The following is a 19,267-nucleotide window of genomic DNA, read 5'->3' as shown; positions in this document are numbered from 1 at the left end:
CGTTGCGGCTGCATCGATGCCAGGCCCTGTAGGAGCGTCGACGCCTACTTGTGCAACCAGCTCAGGAACCCGCCTTTCTTCACTTCCGGCGGCTTTTGCAGCAACAGTGATTCCCGGCTCTGACGGCGGAACCGCTGCAGCTTGGTCAGTGCCGACTGCACCTCGCCACGCTTGACCAGGCAGCTGCGTACCTGCTCCTTGTCGATGCGGTAGAGCAGGCAACCGGTCAGCGTGCGGAACTCGGCGAAGGACGCCTCGTCGTCGGTCAACCCTTCGATCCCCAGCACCTCGCCCGGTCCCATGCGTCCGGCCTCGACCAGGCGCTCGCCATCGCGGATCGACGCCGAGATCACGCCGCTGCCGATCACCAGCAAATGGTCGGATTGCTCGCCCACGCCGAGGATCACCTGGTCGGCCAGGTACTCCACGGCTGTCATGCGTTGGCTCAGGGCGTCGCGCTCTTCGCTGGTCAACGAGCGGAACACCCGTACCTCGTCGAGCAGATCCCGCTGGCGGCTGCGCGGCGGCAGGGCGAGGTCGACGTTCCACATCACGCCGCTGGCTTCCAGATGGCGGTGGGCCAGGTCGAACAACTGGTTACGCACCTCGGTCTTGCGTTCCATGCTGGCGACGAAGCCGCTGGCCTCGTACTCCACCGATTCGAGGGTCGAGGCTTTTACCGTGACCTTGGGCTTGGGCGTGGCCAGCAACGCGCTGGTGCCCTGCAGCGCCTTTTCCAAAGCATCGAATACCCGTTTGGGCCGTACCTTGGCCGGCACCACCACACTGATCGATACCCCATGCACATCCGCCGGACGGCTGAAATTGAGCAGCCTGGCTTTCGCCACCACTGAATTGGGCACCACGGCCAGGCTGCCAGTGCCGGTGAGCAGCCGCGTGGCGCGCCAGTCGATGTCCAATACCTTGCCTTCGGTGCCATCGATGGAGATCGAGTCGCCGATCTGGTAGGGCCGCGTGGTGTTCAGCACGATGCCGGAGAACACGTCCGCCAGGGTGCTCTGCAACGCCAGGCCGATGACGATGGCCATGACGCCGGAGGTGGCCAGCAACCCTTTGACCGGCAGCTGCATCACGTAGGCTGCCGCGGCCACCACCGCCGCGAGAAAGATCAACGCGCCCAGCACGTCCTGCAGTAAACGCCCACCATGGCCGCCTCGCGCCACCAGCAGCAGGCCGAACACCACCGTGACCGTGCGCGCGCCGAACAGCCACCAGGCGATCTCCAGCAGGGTGGCGACCAGGTTACGCGGCACATCGTCCGGCCAGGGCGCAGGTTGCAACGGGCTCAGGCCCGCGGTGAGCAAGACCCAGCTGAACAGCAGGAAGATCACCAGCCGGGCCGTGATGCGACAGGCCCGGCGCTCCACCGGGATCAGTTGCCACAGCAGCAGGTCCAGAAGTACCAGGCAGGCGCCGAGCAGCAGCGGTGAGGACTGGATGAAGGCCAGCATGATGGTCTCGGTGAGGAAGGGGCTGAAGGTAGTAAAGAGCAGGGCGTTGGCGTCGGCAACCAGGATCGATGGGGGTGAGGTGGCGCAACCAGCGCAATCGCGGGGCGGGCCCGCTCCTACAGGGTTTTCGCGCCGGGGCTTCGTTCTGAAAATAGAACGCAAGAGCCGATTTTCGCCATCTAGTGCCTCAAAGGTAATGTTTTTTAATCTGTACCCATGCAGTCAAGGCAACACCCCAACCCAAACCTGAAGGAGCACAGACCATGACCCCATTCACCTACAACCGCCTGGACAAGAACAACGCCGCCGTTCTGCTGGTCGACCACCAGGCTGGCCTGCTCTCGCTGGTACGGGACATCGAGCCGGACCGCTTCAAGAACAACGTGCTCGCCCTGGCTGACCTGGCCAAGTACTTCAACCTGCCCACCATCCTCACCACCAGCTTCGAGCAAGGCCCCAACGGCCCGCTGGTGCCGGAGCTCAAGGCGATGTTCCCGGACGCCCCCTACATCGCCCGCCCTGGCCAGATCAATGCCTGGGACAACGAGGACTTCGTCAAGGCCGTGAAGGCCACCGGCAAGAAGCAGCTGATCATCGCTGGCGTAGTGACCGAAGTGTGCGTGGCCTTCCCGGCGCTGTCGGCCCTGGAGGAAGAGTTCGACGTGTTCGTGGTCACCGATGCCTCCGGCACCTTCAACGAGATGACCCGCGACGCCGCCCACGACCGTATGAGCCGCGCAGGTGCGCAACTGATGACCTGGTTCGGCGTGGCCTGTGAGCTGCATCGCGACTGGCGCAACGACATCGAAGGCCTGGGTACCCTGTTCTCCAACCACATCCCGGACTACCGCAACCTGATGACCAGCTACAGCACGCTGGCCGCCAAGTAAGCCCCGAAACAGCCAGGCGTCGCATACGGCGCCTGGCTTTTCTGCATCTGCGCCTCTTGAGCGGGTGCAGGCTGGCTTGCCAGTGATCGCTTCACGCCATATCGCTGATCGCGAATTCTTCTGCCAGGTGATCGATCAACGCCCGTACCGACGGTAGCAGCCCTCGCCGCGACGGGAAGATCGCATGGACAATCCCGCAACGTGGCTGCCAGCCCGGCAGCATCTCCACCAGCCTGCCTGCCGCCAGGTCTTCACGGACTGCCACTCGAGGCAAGTGTGCGATACCGACACCTGCCACGACGAAATTACGCAAGGTGGGCAGGTCGTCGGTGACCACCTTCGGCGTATGCGTGATCACCAGCTTGTCCTTCATGTGCTCGTTCTCGTACAGCTCCCACTGGTATTCGCGCTGCGAGCCACCCCAGTGCAGGCTGGGCAATTGCCCTAGCATCTGCGGGTCGAAGCCCTTGGGCAGTTGTTCGAGAAACGCTGGCTGGCCGACCAGGCACTGAGTGCTGTTGCTCAGCACCTTCATCACCATGTCGGTGTTCTCCAAGGGTGGGAAGCGCACTCGCAAGGCCAGGTCGAAGCCCTCGTGCAGCAGGTCGACCCGGCGGTTGGTGCTCTCGATGAACAGTTCCACCTGCGGGTACTTGATCATGTAGCGGGTCAGCATCGGCCCGACCCAGGAGTTGAGCAGGGTGGTCGGGCAGCTGATGCGTACCAGCCCGCGAGGTTCGCTGCGGTTGCGCTCGATGATTTCTGCAGCTCCTTCGGCCTCCACGCGCATGGCCAGGCAGCGCTGGTAGTAGGCCTGGCCGATTTCGGTCAGCGAACAGTGGCGGCTGGTGCGCTGAAGCAGGCGCACGCCCAGGCGCTCTTCCAGGTCGGCGATGCGCCGGCTGAGCTTGGACTTGGGAATGTCCAGCGCCCGGCCAGCCGGGGCGAAGCCGCCATGCTCGACTACCTGGGTGAAGTAGTAGAGGGAATTGAGGTCTTCCAATGATCGTCTCCGGATGCGTGGCTGCTTGTACTGGCCTCTTCGCGGCTAAAGCCGCCACCGGGACTGTACAGGACCAGATCCAGTGCAATCGTTGTGGGGCGGCTCCAGATGCGAAAGGGCTGGCGTAGATAGTACAAAACAATCGTCCATGAAAGAGAACGCCAGCTGAATCGCGCCGGCTGCGAGTGGGTGATATCACGTAACTCGATGGATGGTTTTCGCAGGCGCACCTTCATTGACTTGGTTCTCGAGTGTTGCTAGCGTTCCACCTGAGCGCGAAACCAGCTGCCATTCAGCGGCATCAGCTGGCGTAGGAACCCCGTCGATGGCTGAATCATCAGCGTCGGGTGAGACCTCCACACCCCGGCTTGAGGGTGTGCATATGAATATCAAGCACGAACATAGGGCTACTGGTAACAGTGGCCCTTTTCTTTGCTCGCTAGAAAAGCGTACCGCTTGTAGAGCAGAGTCCCATGGCGATGCTTGTTCAGCGCCTTGGCATCGCATTGCATGAAATTCCACAGAGTTTTGCCGTTATCGAGCGCCACGACCACCAGCATCTGCCGCTTGGTTTCGTAGGCGCCAATGAAAGCCAGCCTATAGATCTCGTTCGTATAGGCGACCTGCCACACCTCAAATGGACCGGTCAATGTGTCCAGCGCTAATTTCACGTAGCGTTCCCGAGCATCTTGTCGCTTCTCAACGATATGATAAATACAGCTACGCCGAACCCAGATGTCGCCTATTGGCGTTCTAATGGTTACTACGCCGTCGGGGTCATCGTTCAAACCCAGATGTTGCGCAGTAAGTTCGATTGCGGCGTCATGCGAGTCGGCAGAAGCTAACGCTTCGATAGGTTGGGCACGCAGTTCACGTGCAAGCGTTCGGAGATCGGGTAGGTGTTCGTCTAGCCAGGAGTGCTGGCTTTTCTTCTCGGCGATTTTCGCGGTCGAGCTGTTTTGACTCAATAAAATTACCTGGCTGCGATCATGTCACGGTGCGACGGCGGCCAGGTGAGCCTATGGAGAAGGGCATCCTCGAACAATCAGAAGGAGAGGGACGCGTTCCGTAGGGCATTTCTTGTATTTGAAGTTGAGCAGGCTGTTCACCACAGCCTGCCTTGGGCTGGTGCAATACACTTCAATTCATGGGCTGCGACTCGATCCCATCCAGCAGCGCCTCAATCAATCCCTCTGCCATTTCGACTGCACTCAGAGTGCTCCAGAACAAGCTCTTGCCGGTTTCGTCCAGGTGTTCCAGAGCTTTGTAGCCACAGTCGTAGGCACCTCGCAGGTACTGTGCGACGTGTACAAGGGCGTCATGGGCGGATATGTCCGGATTTACCGTGAACAGTGGTGGGTGGCCGGCGTCGCAGCGGCTGAAGGCACGTTGTGTGGTGTTGGGGAGGGGTGGGTCGGGGACGATCTTTTTCATAGCCAAGCTCCGATAGAAGTTGGCCGGCACCATCCGTTTCCACGCGAAGGGTGGCGGCTGCACGCGGGGTGGAAAGCCAGGCTATCGGAACCCCGGCAGGCCATTCGGCCTCCCGCATGCAGCTGCCATGACGACAGCTATTCCGATTACCTGCCGGGTTTCCACGCCCGATCGCTGAACCGACAGCGACCCGGCAAGCCTAGAGAGCAGGCTTTCCCCGGACAATCAGACGGGCATCGACACGGTGTGTACGATAAATCCCCACGCTGTGCGCCTACGTAGGAAATGGCTCGCGATGAAGTAGGGCGTTGCTGAGAGGTTTGTGTTTTGAAGCTGTGCACGGGCTATCGGGTGACCGCCTTTGAGGGGGGGAGCGCTTATGAGATCGAGCGCCGCCCGCGCGGCGCTCGATTTTGAAGGCGCTACAACTCCCAAGACCTACGCCACAAGGCCTCAATCAGTATCCGACTCAAACAACCGCTCCAACTCCAACCGCGCCTCCTTGGCCGTCTGCATCACCTTGGCCCGGTCATCGCGTACCTGCCCCTGGGCCACCAGCACCTCTTCGTCATGCTGGGCGAAGCGTTCGATCCGGTCGGTTGCCTGTTCGTCGCTCAAGCCCAACCCCACCAATGCCCGGCGGCTCATCTCCAGGCTGGAGTAGAACGTCTCGCGGATCGGTTCGGCGCCTACATCCACCAATTTGTGCACATGCTGGCGGTTGCGCGCGCGGGCCAGCACCTTCAGGTGGGGGTACAGGCGCTTGACCCGCTCCGCCGTGCGGGTGGTGACGTCGGGGTCGTCGGTGGTGATGACGAAGTACTCCGCCTCGCCGACCTTGGCCGCATGCAGCACTTCCGGGCGCAGCGGGTCGCCGTAGAACACCGGGGCCTGCTCGAACATGCGGGTCATCTCGATGGCGTCCACCGACGTTTCCAGGGCGATGAAGGGGATTTTCTGGGCGCGCAGGATGCGCGAAACGATCTGCCCCATGCGGCCCATGCCGACGATCACCACCCGTGGCGTGTCGGTCTGGATCTGCTTGTACTGCTCGGGCACCTCACGCGTGGCTTGCGGGCGCTTGAGGGCGCGGGCGCAACCGAGCATCAGCAGGGGCGTGATGGCCATCGACAGGGTGATGGTCATCAGCAGCAGGTCGTAGGTCTGGGTGTCGAACAGGCCCTGGTCCTTGCCCAGCTTGAACACCACGAAGGCGAATTCACCGCCCGCCGCCAGCACCATGCCCAGGCGCAAGGCACTGGTGCTGCTCAGGCCTGCGACGCGGCCGACGCCGATCAACAGCGCCAGCTTCACTGCGACCAGGAGCAGGGTCAGGCCCAGCAGCACGAAGGGCATCTCCAGCAGCAAGCCCAGGTTGGCGCCCATGCCTACGCTGATGAAGAACAGCCCCAGCAGCAGCCCTTTGAACGGCTCGATCTGCGACTCCAGCTCGTGGCGGTATTCGGAGTCCGCCAGCAGCAGGCCGGCGAGGAAGGCGCCCAGGGCCATGGAAATGCCGGCTTCCTCCATCAGCCAGGCGGTGCCGATTACCACCAGCAGTGCAGTGGCGGTCGAGACCTCGGGGATGCCTGTACGGGCTACGGTGCGGAACACCGGGCGCAGCAGGTAACGGCCGCCGACGATGACGATGGCGATGCTGGCGAACACCTTCAGGCCATGCTCCAGGCTGTCGCCCTGGCTGGTGTCCGGGCCGCTGGCGGCCAGCAGAGGGACGAGGGCGATGAGTGGGATCGCCGCGATGTCCTGCATCAGCAGGATGGCGAATGCCAGGCGCCCGTGCGGGGCATTGAGCTGCTTGGTTTCGGCCAGGCTCTGCAAGCCCAGGGCGGTGGACGACAACGCCAAGCCCAGGCCGAGCACGACCGCTGCCGGCAGCGACTGGCCGAAGCCGAACAGAGCGATGGCCCCGATGACCGCACCGGTCAACAACACTTGGGTGGTGCCGACACCGAACACCGACTTGCGCATCAGCCACAGGCGTTTCGGCGACAGCTCCAAGCCGATGATGAACAGCAGCAATACCACGCCCAACTCGGAAATATGCGCGACGCTTTCGGTATCGCGAATCAGGCCCAGGGCCTGCGGGCCGATGGCCACGCCAGCGAGCAGGTAGCCGATGACCGCGCCCAGTTGCAGACGCTTGGCCAGGGGGACGGCAAGGACGGCGGCCAGCAGGAAGATCACCGCGGTTTGTAGAAGGCTGCCTTCGTGGGGCATTGCTCGGGCTCCTTGAGCGGCTTGTGGGGGATTGGCGCAGCGGTATCAGCTTACGCCAGGGTAAGCGAGGGGCGCATTTTCGTTCGGGGATCGAAACAGGACAATCCAGGTTTCCCGAGAAGCAGCGTTCTGTCATTGGCACCTTTGCAGACCCCATCGCGGGACAAGCCCACAGGAATTTCGCAAGTCTTGAGAGCGGCGCAATTCGGTGGGAGCTGGCGACAGCCTGCGATGGGCTGCAAAGCAGCCCCAAGCCCTCAAACGCTGGAGCCCCTCCAGACTCAAGGGGCCGCTATGCGGCCCATCGCAGGCTCCGCCAGCTGCTACAGGCCCCGTGTACGCTTGTTGCCATGGGATCCCTGTGGGAGATCACCCAGCCCTTTTGGGCCGCGCTGTAGCGCAAAGAACAAACTGATCTTCTGGGAGCGGGCTTGGTGGGGCGGTGTGGCTTGTCCTTGACCGCAGAACCGTGCCGATCAAGAGCCAGGCCGACTGCAGCGCTTCAGCCAGGTGCGCCCGGCCAATGTCCGCCACCTGTTCAATATCGGCCAGCGTGCGGGCCACCTTGAGAATCGATGGGCCGCCCGCAGCGACATGGTCAAACGCTCGCAGGCACTTTCCAGCCAGGCCTGGTCGGCAAGTGCCAGCACCGTGGTGAGCCTCCTGGATATTGCAGCACTTGTATTGCATGGATTGCCATTGGTGGTGGTTGCAAATGAGGGTGCGTTGATTAGAAGATACAAGACATCTGCGTTGAGGTTCACCGCGTAGTAACGTCACACGGGCCGCTGCAAAAAAGTGGGTCGAGGTGAGGTAAAGGGACGAGTAATAAAGTCATTGTCGTTAGCATATTGGTGTTGGCTGTTTTGAGTGTCGCAATCTTGCAGCATTGACCGGTGGCACTGGCTGCATAGGTTACAACCGGGTCGTTTCTTCTGCGAGTTCTTCACCTCACCAAGAACCAAGATGTAAGCGGTCTATCGCTTGCTATGTGGTTAGCACTGCTATTTGGGTTGTCTTGTGGGGCATCATAGAGCTTTAAGACAGCTGATACGCCGGCGATGGTTGCTAACTCTATTGCGATGCTGCTTTCTTCTACGGTTATTGTGTTCAAGCTATTTCATGAGCGCTCTTTCAATTCTTTGGTCTATGAGGTTATGTGCGCTACGCAGCCTCAATAATCTAATTCGCTTTATTGTTCGGAAATAGATCATTTTGCTCCATTCTCCAAAGAAAATCCCCGCGCGCTCGGCTGTCCTTCACCGCGTTCATAAGGAATAATTCGCGATGTCTATTTTTGGAGTTTGATGACATGTTGCTATTAATTAGTTGGAGGATTACCATCAGGATTTACTTGGCTGCAAGTCAGTCCAGTACCCGTATAAACAGGTGAGTGCCAATATAGGAGGTAGGGTTTTAATGGGATTTTTTGACGAGAATCATAAAAAAATAATTTCTGCATTTATGGCCTTAAAGAATAAGGCTGTTCTTTTGGAAAAATGCACGCTGCGTGGGGATTATACTATTAACAAAAATGATCTTCCGTTCATAAGGGTGCGTAATTATTATACCAATCTCAAGGATGTCTGTGACTTACCCATTGTTTTCATGATTAATGAAGAACTTTCTAATATGGCCGCTAGACATTACTGTCCCGACTTGCTGCTTGAGATTCATGATGAAAAGCACTTGACTCCATTCGTGCAGATCAACGGCAAGCCCGCTAGGCTTTCGGATGATGATTTCTTATCATCGGTGTCTGACGTTAGGAAACTATTAAGCGAAAGAATTAACGGGATGGTCTCGAGTCTGATGCTGGACTTTACTGTCTCAGCGTTTTCCTGCTTCGAAAATTGGATCTCTAAGCTATATTCTGGTTACGCGAAAAAGCTTGAGGCTGAATATGAAGAAAGTCGTAGAGCAAAGATTGTTGAGCTGCTCGCGAGGCATGGAGAGGCGGACTCTGAGGATGCCAAAACTAAGTGTCTAGAAAAAATCCTCTCCGTTCGAAGTGGCTATCGATCATTTCCAGATAAAGTTAATGCACTTTTTAAGATGGTTGATAAGAAGGCTTATGTGAGAGATATAAATCATGATAAAGAGGTCATAGATTTCTTAGGCGCCTGTAGGAATACTGTGCACAACTCTGGGGTTTATCGAGGCAAGCCTCGCGAAGTTACTTGTAATGGCGTCACGTATGCTCTGCAGACCAACAAGGCGTGGTATAACCAGTCCTATCCACAAGCGATCGCATTGCTAGGGGAATTAACCGAGATCTATAGCGCGCTCATCAAATCACTTGACGATTGGCCAGTAGAGGTGGTCTCTGAAGAGGACTTAGATGTGGTGTCAATGACGCAATTCGAGTTTGGTGTCAATCTTGTTTTACGGTGCGACGGGGAGACGGTCTTTGAGGATTATCTCGTGAATAAGCTTGGAGTGGGGCGATTACAGGCAAGGAACATTTCGAGGCTTTTGAAGAAGATCAAATCGGCCGGCTTCCGAGACCCGGAGGATTTCTGTGTTTTTGAATTATTGACCCAGGACTTGCTACAATCTATCGACTCTAAGAGCGCTTAGATATTGCACTAATCCTAGCTCTGCTAAATTTCCACCGCCTAGGACAATCATCCGCGATAATAGCCAAAACGGAGCCGGTATGCCACTTCCTATCCTGCTGTAAGCAGAGATGTCTGCGAGCTACCGTCGTGAGGCCATTTTGCTCGGCAACGGTGTGAGCATTTCGATTGCGCCGACCTTCTCCTATGGCTCTCTATTAGCGCATGCACGAGAGAATAAGCTAGCTAGACAAGCTGCCGGGTCTCGGTGGCTTCCCTCACCCACCTTTTATCGGGGGCAAGTGACCAGGCCGTGTCCGTAATCGCTCGAATCAAAACCTGAAACAAAGCAGTCACTACGGGCATGAGTGGTTAGGTGCGAGGTGACAGCGCTGGCTAGGTTTGGGGAGCGTTTTTCGCGTAAATGCTGCCACCAAAGGGCTGCAACTCCCGCTACATGAGGACACGCCATACTTGTGCCGTCGATGGCTTTAAGCTGCCCTCCAAGCCAGGCGGAAAGCACATTTACGCCGGGAGCGCTGACCTGTGCATGACTGTTAGAAAAATCTGCCACCTCGTAAAGAGAACCGCTTGATTGCAATGCGGCAACCGAAATGACCCCGTCAGCGGCTGCGGGAATGGAGGCAGCTATTTTGTAGCGAGAGTTCACCGCTCTACGGCTTTCGTTTCCTGCTGCCGCAATAACTAGCGGCGCGGCATCAAATGCGGATTGTGCTTTGAAAAAGCCCATCAGGGCGTCAAGCAGCCGAATATTGCCGCGATAGGCTTCGAGTGCCTCTGAGGTAGCCAAGTCCGCTGGCCATCCGGCATCTACCTTCTTCTGTACCTCGCCGGGGAAGTCGAAGCCAAGAGACATTGAGATGATGTTTGCCCTTTCTCTCATTGCCCATTGCAACCCGTCGAAAATCATCTGAGAGTCACCCCCTCTCTGTCCAATGACCTTTCCTACGAGTGCTCGGTTGATACCTCTGGCTATTCCGATTCGCTGTCCATTAACGTCTCGGCCGAAAATCGTACCGGCGCAGTGGGTTCCATGCCCATCGTGATCACCAATGCCCTCGCCAGTGAAATCCTCTTCCAGAATGTCCATTCCCGCAAAAGCCGGATGAGTTTTTTCGATGCCAGTATCCAGCACGGCAACGACCACACCCTCACCCGTGTAAGGGGACTGGTCCGCTTCTACGGAGGCTATACCCCAAGCGCTTCCTGTTGGCGGGTGTTCTTGGGTGCTCTGTCTCGGACTGATCAGTGCGGTAGCCATCGGGGGAGTCACGACTAGCACGTCAGGATCCTTTTTTAAGTCAGATAGCGCATGTCCAGGAATGCGCTCAACAGCAATCGTGGCACTGCCTCCGCGGATTGCAGATCGAGTGAACCCGATACGCTGCTCTGGAGGTTTTCTTAAAACGAGGTACGTTTCCATCCCTGGTCCTTATCGACTGTATTCGAGGCAACAACTCTGGTGGCGCCGATTGTACTCAGCGCCCATTCATCAAGTCCGTACAGGCAGGCTAATCTGCGGTTGGATCGGAACTAGCGTGTCTGCATAGGCTTTTAGTATCTCTGCGTAGAGTTCTGGGTGCTTTGGCGCTTCGACGGTGATTATCAGCGCATATTTGATCTTATCGGCTTTTTCGGCTGTACCGCCTTGCTCGCGAGCATTGTAATGGATGTCAAAGGTGGCTCCGTTGAGAGTGCTGCCCCGCATATTCTTTGAGTCATGCAGCACTGTCTCCCACTTGCCTGAATCAGAACGCCGCTCTTCCTCCGTTGCGAACTTTTTCTTCTCGAAGAACGGCTTGGTTTTGGCATCGGCCTTACCCGTGTTGACTTTATCCTTGTTCGGCCGGAAGGTGACTTCCAGTCCCGCGCGCGTGTAGGATGCTGGGTCTTGCGGATCGGTGGCGCAGGCAAATGAGAAGGTAGCCTTCAAATTCACCATGCCTGTCAGCGAGCCCTCTGGGAGAGGGAGGGGGGCCCGAATGTACTTGCCCGGCTTGAGCTCGCCTTGATAGACGATCCTCGCCACTCCCGGAGGGCAGGTGATTACGTCCAGCAGATCTTCCGGAACCTTGCCCCATCCCACATCGATCGTCTCATGCCCGTTCTTATCTGCCGCATGAACCAGGAGAGCTTTGATTGCGAGTACTGACAACTCCTGGCCGAGGACAGCACGTACGCCCACGGCGCTGCGGAGGATATAGGGGGCAGCAAAACTGGTGCCTAACAACGGAACTAGCGCTGGCTTCTTGCCTGGTACTAACGCATGGAAGTATTGCTTGCCACCGCCGAAGGCCATCAAATCTGGTTTGATTACCCCAGGGCTGCGCCCTGGTCCTCGTGCGCTGTATGGCGCGCGTGCCCAAGTGGAGCTTGTGCAGTTGGCCGCTCCAACGGTGATTGCATTGACGCAGTCCGATGGGACTTGCACGCGGTCAAACTGCAAGAGTTCATCGCGATCACCGTTGTTGCCAGCCGCGATAGTCATGAAGGTGTTGCCATCACTCAGCAAATCATCGATCACCGATGTCCAGGCATGCACATCGTTGTCTTCAATGGCTACGTCCGGACCAACGCTAAGGTTGATGAATTCGTATTGCCTGGAGAGCAGAACTTCTTCGATGTGACCTAGCGTCCGATACAGCTCCAATGGGTTCTCTAGACTGGCGCCCTCATCCAATACGCGAAGATGATCTACGTAGGAATACGGGCGAGCCGCTGCGCCCTCAGGCTCAATGGGGCCAAACAAAAACGCGGACGTAGCTGCCAGCCCGTGCTCGGGGCCTTCTGGATCGTCACTGGCGTCTTCATCCAGAATCCGATAATTGCGCAACCACTTTCCGATCGTATGGGTGTCAGGAAGTCCCGCGTCGAGAATCGCTACCCTTGGCTCGGACGAGAGCGGGTCCTGTGTGGGGAGGGTGCATCCAACCGAAGGGCCGCTGCGCTTGGTTGAGGGCAGCAATCCTCGCATTTTAGGCACGGGGCGGATGACTCGAACAAAGACGAACTTCGAAAGCTTGAGTGCCTGGCTTTGCTTGCCTTCAACCGGTACGAACCATAGGTTTCCGACTTCAAAGCTCAAGTCGGTGTGCACAGTCAGATTCAGCTCCGAGGCATAGTCTACGAATGCCTTCTGTATAAACGTGCTGTCCTTATCAGGCAGCAGATGGATGCCGAACTCGAAATGTTTGTCGTTTAAAGTACCCGAGTTGACGATGCGGTCGCTGGGCTCGAAAGCGAGAATTTTTTCGATGTGAGTTAGGTCGTCGGCTTCTTCGGTTTTTTCTTCTACCTCAGCCATCCAGCCGCTCAACGCTCGAAAGGCATTACGCTTCCCGGCAACGAAAATCTCAGTGGTCGCGCACTCATGAGGTTCAATCGTCCGAGTCCAGCTCTCGGGCGTAACCTTTATGCGCCGGCTACCGATCGACTCAAGGCCGGTGGCGCGGAGTAGGTCGGACGGGAAATAAGAGCGTGCAATGTAGCTTGGGTTCAGCACAATGCGCGCTACACCGAAGTCACGAGGACAAGCCTTTACCGGAAGCTCGCTAAGGGCGAGCGATGCATTGTCCGCTTGGCCGGACAGCCGCTCACGTGCACGCTCAAGCGTGTACGCAACAGCCTTTTTCATTTTCCTTTTCGGCCCTTTGATATCCCGCGTCAGCAGCTCCCCGCGACCTATGAGAAAGTTCGTTTGGCTCATGCAGTGGTTCTCGTCCTTGATCGGCTAGTAGATGCATCTTCTACTTTCCGATGTTTTCGAATGGTGTCTCTGCTTACCCCGGTTAGCTCGTGTATCGAGCGTTGGGATAAAGAGGTCTCTCTGTCCAACAGTAAAGCGAACTCAAGCTGCTGCGCCCGTTCTAGATCGGAGGCTCTATGCGAAATGAAGTCCTCGATCAACTTCTGGACGCTACCACCGCTGAGGGCGAGAGTACGTCTCAGGCGCTGTATATCTCGCTCAATATCACTGAAAGACTGGTTTTGGAAGGTGTATGAGAGTATGTCAAGCCAGTTTCCGAATTTTGAAGCGTCAGGGCCTAGGAAACGTTCAACCGCTGCTTTGATCGCATCTGCATCTGGCGATTTAAACTCAATAACCATATCGAACCTGCGCCACAGAGCCGGATCGATCAGTTCGGGGTGGTTGGTTGCTGCCAGTAACAGCCCGCTCGAAGGCCATTCATCAACCTCTTGCAGGATCACTGTCACCAGTCGCTTGAGCTCACCGATGTCACTTTCATCGCTGCGCCGCTTAGCGATTGCGTCAATCTCGTCTAGGAAAAGCACAGATGGCGTGCGCTTCGCGTAGTCGAGGGCCGCTCGGATATTGGCACCGCTTTTCCCGAGCAGGCTGCTCATGACCGCGGTTAAATCGAGAACTAGAAGCGGGACACCCAACTGCGCAGCGATCCAGCGAGCGGTAATTGTTTTCCCGACGCCGGGTGCTCCGACAAATACGGATGATCTCGTTGGGCTCAAGCCCAGCGATGACAGTTTCTTGATCTGCTTTCGCTCGCGAATGAGCTGTGCCAGGGATCGCTGGACGCTTTCGCTGAGTAGTGGGGAAGGATAATTGGGGCCGTCGTTAAAAATTTTCAACAACGACATTCGAGATTCCTCATCGACCGGTAGAGATGAGCTGTCCTCCCTTCTGGAGGTCTTTCCAGTCTGAGGCTCACGGCGCATATAGGCCGAAGACCCGCTAGGGGCGAGAGTGCGGAGGAAATTCTCTAGCTGCTCAGCCAGGCCCGGCTCACTCGCTCGGTACTGACGAACGAGGCGTGCCACGAAAAGCCTGACGTCCTCAGTTTTTTCGCTTAAAGCTAGCCTAGCGACCTGGACTAAATCAGATTTTACTTTGCTGGAGTCTTCCATTGTCATGACAATATGCTGATTTTAAAGGTTTTTTAGTGAGAGGCTAAGTGGCCTAGATTATAGCACATGGGTTTATTTTCGTCCTCAAGCGCAGTGGTCGCCCTTGCTCCCTAAAGCAGTGAATTGACCAACGGTAGGGGCTAGAGAGGGCCGTCTTCCTGGGCGGAGGCTGGTGGGCCGGCGCAACAGTTTCTTCCTGCTCCCACGCGTTCGCTTTCCTTCAAGCGGTCCGCGTCTGTGAGGTTTCCGGCTTGAGATGGAAAGTTTCTTCGGCACGCTCAAATCCGAGTTTTTTATCTGAAGCGTTTCGAGACTATCGACGAGTTGAAAGCGGGTCTGGATGAGTATTACAACCAGAACCGCATCAAGCTGAGGCTTAATGGCCTGAGCCCTGTTGAGTACAGGGCTCAGGCCGCAGCTTAGAACTGTCCAACTTTTTGGGGACAGTCCAAACCTGTGGAACGCCTTGCCCCGCGATGGGGTCGCCTGCACTGCGGTGATCAGGAACCAGGCCGATACTGCAGCGCTTCGGCCAGGTGCGCACGGCCAATGCGCTCCACTTGCTCGAGATCAGCCAGCGTGCGGGCCACCTTGAGCAGGCGATGGGCTGCGCGCAGCGACAAGGTCAAACGCTCGCAGGCACCTTCCAGCCAGGCCTGGTCAGCAGGCTCCAGCACGCAGTGGCGGCGCAGGCCATTGAGGTCGAGAAAGGCATTGGCGCACCCTTGGCGGCGCTGCTGCAGCTCGCGGGCCTCGGCTACCAGGCGGGCGACGCTGGCGCTGGAATCGCCGCTGGGTTCGTTGGTCAGCACCGTGCTTTCCCGTGCCACGGTCAGGTGCAGGTCGATGCGGTCGAGCAGGGGGCCGGAAAGCTTGTTGCGGTAGCGCTGGATTTGTTCGGTGCTGCAGCGGCAGCGCCCGGTGGGGTCGCCCAGGTAGCCGCACGGGCAGGGATTCATCGCTGCCACCAACTGGAAGCGCGCCGGGAAGCGGACCCGGTCCTTGGCCCGCGCCACCACGATCTCGCCGGACTCCAAGGGTTCGCGAAGGACCTCCAGCACGCGCCGTTCGAACTCCGGCAACTCGTCCAGGAACAACACGCCGTGGTGCGCCAGGGTGATCTCCCCCGGTTGCGGCCTGCTGCCCCCGCCGACCAGTGCTGGCCCGGACGCCGAATGGTGTGGGTGGCGAAACGGGCGCTGCGGCCAGCAATCCAGCGGCTTTTGACCGCTGACGGATTGGATCGCCGCCACTTCCAGGGCTTCGCGTTCATCCAGCGGGGGAAGCAAACCGGGCAAACGGCTGGCGAGCAGTGTCTTGCCCGTGCCGGGTGGGCCTGTGAACAAGAGGTTATGGGCCCCTGCCGCCGCCACCAGCAGCGCACGCTTGGCGGCGGCCTGGCCTTGTACTTCGCTGAGGTCGGGGTAGGGCCGGCTGCGCAGCAGCAAGCCGTTGGCCGCATAGGGTGGCAGGGGCACCTGGCCGTTGAGGTGGGCGACCAGCTCCAGTAGATGGCCCACCGCATAGACCACCAGGCCGCTTGCCAGGCTTGCCTCTTCCGCATTCTCCTTCGGCACGACCAACGCCCGCCCGGCCTCCCGTGCCGCCAGCGCCGCCGGCAAGACGCCCTGCACCGGGCGCAACCCACCCGACAAGGCCAGCTCACCAATGCACTCGATCTCGCTCAAGGCCGCCACCGGTACCTGGCCATTGGCGGCGAGGATGCCCAGGGCAATGGCCAGGTCGTAACGGCCACCATCCTTGGGCAGGTCGGCGGGCGCGAGATTCTGGGTGATGCGTCGGTTGGGGTAGTCCAACCCGGAGTTGACGATGGCGCTGCGCACCCGGTCCTTGCTTTCCTTGACCGTGGCTTCGGGCAGCCCGACCAGGGTCAGGGTTGGGAGGCCGTTGGCCAGGTGGGTTTCGACGCTGACAGCGGGCGCCAGTACTCCGACCTGGGCGCGGCTGTGGACGAGGGCGAGGGACATGGACACTCCGTGGTCGCTTGTGGGGAACCGCTTCCTGCGGTTTGGCAAGCATAGAGCGCCTGGGGAAGGGTAATCGCGAAAGAGTGCGTCGGGGTTTTGCAGCGAAGCGGGTCAAGGCCAGGTTGGGGCCGCTGTGCGGTCCTTCGGCGGTGAACCCGCTCCCACAGGGGTACCGGCTGTCATTCCTGGGCAGGCGGCGCGACCCGGGCCTCCAGCTCGGCCAGTTGCTTCTCCAGCGCCTCCAGGCGGGCGCGGGTGCGCGCCAGAACGACCATCTGGCTGTCGAATTCGTCCCGGCTGACCAGGTCCAGCTTGCTGAAGGCACCTTGCATCAGGACCTTGAACTGGCTTTCCAGTTCGGCGCGGGGTTGGGCGGTGTCGCCGCTGAACAGGCGGGAGGCCTGGTCGCTCAGGGCATCGAGGAAGGCTTTTGGCGCGAGCATGTTGGGCTGTCCGCTGAATCAATGAAAAGGCGGGCAGTGTAACACGCGCCCTGGCGGGGCTCGCGCTGCACATTTTTTGCGCAATGCGCCTGGCTCGCATGCACCTTAATTGTGCGCGTTTTGCCTGATGGCGATTGGCCAAGCAAGCGTATTCACAGTAACTCTTTGTTTTTCATAGTTTTATTTGAACTGGCAAGGTTTCTGCTTAGACCTCTGCGAGCCATGCACTGATGCAGTTCCTTGAACCAGGCAGCGCGCACGCGATGCCAGATGCCGCCGACGGCGCGTTACAAAGCCAGGCGCTGCGCTTAGACTTGAGACGGGTTTGTTTTCCTGGGGCAAGTCCACCAAATCGGGAGAAGTTTCATGAAGCTAGTCACTGCCATCATCAAGCCGTTCAAGCTGGACGACGTGCGCGAGTCGCTGTCGGAAATCGGCGTGCAGGGCATCACCGTGACCGAAGTCAAAGGCTTCGGTCGGCAGAAAGGCCATACCGAGCTGTACCGCGGTGCCGAGTACGTGGTCGATTTCCTGCCCAAGGTGAAGATCGACGTCGCCATCGACGACAAGGATCTTGACCGGGTCATCGAAGCCATCACCAAGGCGGCCAACACCGGCAAAATCGGTGACGGCAAGATCTTCGTGGTCAATCTGGAGCAGGCCATCCGCATCCGTACCGGCGAAACCGATACCGACGCGATCTAAGCACCACAGCCTCACCAAACCCAACGCCCCAGGAGAAAACAACATGACTCTGCGCAAGATCGCAGGGCTAGGAGCCCTATTGTCCCTCGTAATGCCCGGCCTGGCCCTGGCAGAGGAAGCTGCCCCGGCGCTGAACTCCGGCGACACCGCCTGGATGCTCACCGCCACGGCGCTGGTGCTGTTCATGACCATTCCAGGCCTGGCACTGTTCTACGGCGGTATGGTGCGCTCGAAGAACGTGCTGTCGGTGATGATGCAATGCTTCGCCATCACCGGCCTGATGAGCATTCTCTGGGTCGTCTACGGCTATAGCCTGGCGTTCGATACCTCCGGTATGGAAAAGGGCGTGGTCAACCTCAATTCCTTCGTCGGCGGCTTTTCCAAGGCCTTCCTCAGCGGTGTGACGCCTGAGAGCCTGACCTCGGCTGCCGCGCTGTTCCCCGAAGCGGTGTTCATCACCTTCCAGATGACCTTCGCCATCATCACCCCGGCGCTGATCGTCGGTGCCTTCGCCGAGCGCATGAAGTTCTCCGCCATGCTGGTGTTCATGGGTGTGTGGTTCACCCTGGTCTACGCCCCGATCGCCCACATGGTATGGAGCGGTGACGGCGCGCTGATGTGGGACTGGGGTGTACTGGACTTCGCCGGTGGCACCGTGGTGCACATCAACGCGGGTATCGCAGGTCTGGTCTGCTGCCTGGTGCTGGGCAAGCGCAAGGGCTACCCGACCACGCCGATGGCCCCGCACAACCTGGGCTACACCCTGATGGGCGCGGCCATGCTGTGGATCGGCTGGTTCGGTTTCAACGCAGGTTCCGCCGCCGCCGCCAACGGCACCGCCGGCATGGCCATGCTGGTCACCCAGATCGCCACCGCCGCCGCGGCACTGGGCTGGATGTTCGCCGAATGGATCGGCCACGGTAAACCGAGTGCCCTGGGCATCGCCTCGGGTGTGGTCGCCGGCCTTGTGGCCATCACACCGGCTGCCGGTACCGTTGGCCCGATGGGCGCGCTGGTGATCGGCCTGGCTTCGGGCGTGATCTGCTATTTCTGCGCCACCAGCCTCAAGCGCAAGCTCGGCTACGACGACTCCCTGGATGCCTTCGGCGTGCATGGAGTCGGCGGTATCGTCGGTGCCATCCTCACCGGCGTGTTCGCAGCGCCTGCCCTGGGCGGCTTTGGTGCGGTCGAAGACATTGGCGCGCAAGTCTGGGTGCAGACCAAGGGCGTGCTGTTCACTGTCGTCTATACCGCCATCGTTACCTACGTGATCCTCAAGGTGCTCGATGGCCTGATGGGGCTGCGGGTCAATGACGAAGAAGAGTCGGTCGGCCTCGACCTGGCTCAGCACAACGAGCGCGGCTACAACCTGTAACCGCGACGCGATGAAAACTGCCCGGTTCGCCGGGCTTTTTTCTGCCTGAAATTCGTGGTTTGGCGTAGGGCAAACGGTTTACCCGGCACGTTCGTGACATTCGTAAAAAACTTACAGGTTGCCAAGCGTTCAGGGAGCTTTGCTTTTTTCACGAGCGCGCTAGAATGCGCGCCGAAGGGTGTTCGATGAGCTGTCCACACTCTTCTCAACCCTTTGCTAGGCTTGCAATAGCGCATGGCCAGCAGGTAATTGCCGGCGC

General features: G+C 58.8%; 15 protein-coding genes and 2 pseudogenes. 6 read left to right on the top strand and 11 right to left on the bottom strand.

Annotated elements, in window-relative coordinates; translation table 11 throughout:
• Window positions 1-44: 44 nt before the first annotated feature.
• Window positions 45-1,472, bottom strand: a complete 1,428-nt coding sequence (locus K8374_RS23350; protein WP_224457394.1) for a mechanosensitive ion channel family protein — start codon at window positions 1,470-1,472, stop codon at window positions 45-47.
• 263 nt (window positions 1,473-1,735) lie between these two features.
• Between K8374_RS23350 and ycaC the strand changes: the two genes are divergently transcribed.
• Window positions 1,736-2,362 carry an isochorismate family cysteine hydrolase YcaC gene (gene ycaC, locus K8374_RS23345; RefSeq protein WP_224457393.1) on the top strand — a complete coding sequence of 209 codons (627 nt, stop codon included), beginning with the start codon at window positions 1,736-1,738 and terminating at the stop codon, window positions 2,360-2,362.
• Window positions 2,363-2,453: 91 nt separating this feature from the next.
• Here ycaC and K8374_RS23340 read toward each other — a convergent pair whose 3' ends face one another.
• From K8374_RS23340 to K8374_RS23320, 5 genes and pseudogenes are all read right to left on the bottom strand, one after another.
• On the bottom strand, window positions 2,454-3,365 hold the full coding sequence (locus tag K8374_RS23340; protein ID WP_224457392.1) for a LysR substrate-binding domain-containing protein: 912 nt from the start codon (window positions 3,363-3,365) through the stop codon (window positions 2,454-2,456).
• 407 nt (window positions 3,366-3,772) lie between these two features.
• Complete coding sequence (locus K8374_RS23335; RefSeq protein ID WP_224457391.1) at window positions 3,773-4,333, bottom strand: PBECR2 nuclease fold domain-containing protein; 561 nt, start codon at window positions 4,331-4,333, stop codon at window positions 3,773-3,775.
• Between the two features lie 172 nt (window positions 4,334-4,505).
• A complete protein-coding gene (locus K8374_RS23330; protein ID WP_224457390.1) occupies window positions 4,506-4,799 on the bottom strand; it encodes a DUF3077 domain-containing protein in 294 nt (97 codons plus the stop codon).
• Between the two features lie 453 nt (window positions 4,800-5,252).
• Window positions 5,253-7,037, bottom strand: a complete 1,785-nt coding sequence (locus K8374_RS23325) for a monovalent cation:proton antiporter-2 (CPA2) family protein (RefSeq protein WP_224457389.1) — start codon at window positions 7,035-7,037, stop codon at window positions 5,253-5,255.
• Window positions 7,038-7,529: 492 nt separating this feature from the next.
• Window positions 7,530-7,684, bottom strand: a pseudogene (locus tag K8374_RS23320) (magnesium chelatase); the annotation flags it as partial.
• A 742-nt stretch (window positions 7,685-8,426) separates the two neighbouring features.
• Here K8374_RS23320 and K8374_RS23315 point away from each other — a divergent pair.
• Entirely contained in the window at window positions 8,427-9,617 is a 1,191-nt protein-coding gene (locus K8374_RS23315) for a hypothetical protein (protein ID WP_224457388.1), read from the top strand.
• Window positions 9,618-9,726: 109 nt separating this feature from the next.
• On the top strand, window positions 9,727-9,918 hold the full coding sequence (locus K8374_RS26350) for a DUF4917 family protein (RefSeq protein ID WP_224457387.1): 192 nt from the start codon (window positions 9,727-9,729) through the stop codon (window positions 9,916-9,918).
• On the opposite strand, the gene K8374_RS23305 is transcribed toward K8374_RS26350, so the two are convergent.
• The 3 genes from K8374_RS23305 to K8374_RS23295 form a co-directional block, all read right to left on the bottom strand.
• Window positions 9,885-11,039 (bottom strand): S8 family peptidase, encoded by a 1,155-nt coding sequence (locus tag K8374_RS23305; RefSeq protein ID WP_224457386.1) that lies wholly within the window; start codon window positions 11,037-11,039, stop codon window positions 9,885-9,887. The two genes, K8374_RS26350 and K8374_RS23305, sit on opposite strands and share 34 nt — an antisense overlap.
• Before the next feature lie 69 nt (window positions 11,040-11,108).
• A complete protein-coding gene (locus tag K8374_RS23300; protein ID WP_224457385.1) occupies window positions 11,109-13,322 on the bottom strand; it encodes a S8 family peptidase in 2,214 nt (737 codons plus the stop codon).
• Window positions 13,319-14,230, bottom strand: a complete 912-nt coding sequence (locus K8374_RS23295) for an AAA family ATPase (protein WP_224457384.1) — start codon at window positions 14,228-14,230, stop codon at window positions 13,319-13,321. The genes K8374_RS23300 and K8374_RS23295 overlap by 4 nt, the downstream gene beginning before the upstream one ends.
• A gap of 523 nt (window positions 14,231-14,753) precedes the next feature.
• Between K8374_RS23295 and K8374_RS23290 the strand changes: the two are divergent.
• A pseudogene (locus tag K8374_RS23290) lies at window positions 14,754-14,920 on the top strand (IS3 family transposase); the annotation flags it as partial.
• Window positions 14,921-14,997: 77 nt separating this feature from the next.
• On the opposite strand, the gene K8374_RS23285 reads toward K8374_RS23290, so the two are convergent.
• Window positions 14,998-16,485 carry a YifB family Mg chelatase-like AAA ATPase gene (locus K8374_RS23285; protein ID WP_224457383.1) on the bottom strand — a complete coding sequence of 496 codons (1,488 nt, stop codon included), beginning with the start codon at window positions 16,483-16,485 and terminating at the stop codon, window positions 14,998-15,000.
• A 179-nt stretch (window positions 16,486-16,664) separates the two neighbouring features.
• Window positions 16,665-16,928 (bottom strand): accessory factor UbiK family protein, encoded by a 264-nt coding sequence (locus K8374_RS23280; RefSeq protein ID WP_084855377.1) that lies wholly within the window; start codon window positions 16,926-16,928, stop codon window positions 16,665-16,667.
• A 366-nt stretch (window positions 16,929-17,294) separates the two neighbouring features.
• Here K8374_RS23280 and glnK point away from each other — a divergent pair, with 366 nt between their 5' ends.
• Complete coding sequence (glnK, locus tag K8374_RS23275; RefSeq protein ID WP_002555808.1) at window positions 17,295-17,633, top strand: P-II family nitrogen regulator; 339 nt, start codon at window positions 17,295-17,297, stop codon at window positions 17,631-17,633.
• A gap of 43 nt (window positions 17,634-17,676) precedes the next feature.
• The gene (locus tag K8374_RS23270) at window positions 17,677-19,008 is read left to right on the top strand and encodes an ammonium transporter (protein ID WP_224457382.1); all 1,332 of its coding nucleotides are present in this window, start codon (window positions 17,677-17,679) and stop codon (window positions 19,006-19,008) included.
• The last annotated feature ends 259 nt before the right edge of the window (window positions 19,009-19,267 follow it).

It is taken from the genome of Pseudomonas sp. p1(2021b), from assembly GCF_020151015.1.
Lineage (GTDB): Bacteria > Pseudomonadota > Gammaproteobacteria > Pseudomonadales > Pseudomonadaceae > Aquipseudomonas > Aquipseudomonas putida_K.
The sequence above is the reverse complement of the archived record's forward strand: the minus strand, read 5'-3'. Positions and strand labels throughout refer to the sequence as shown.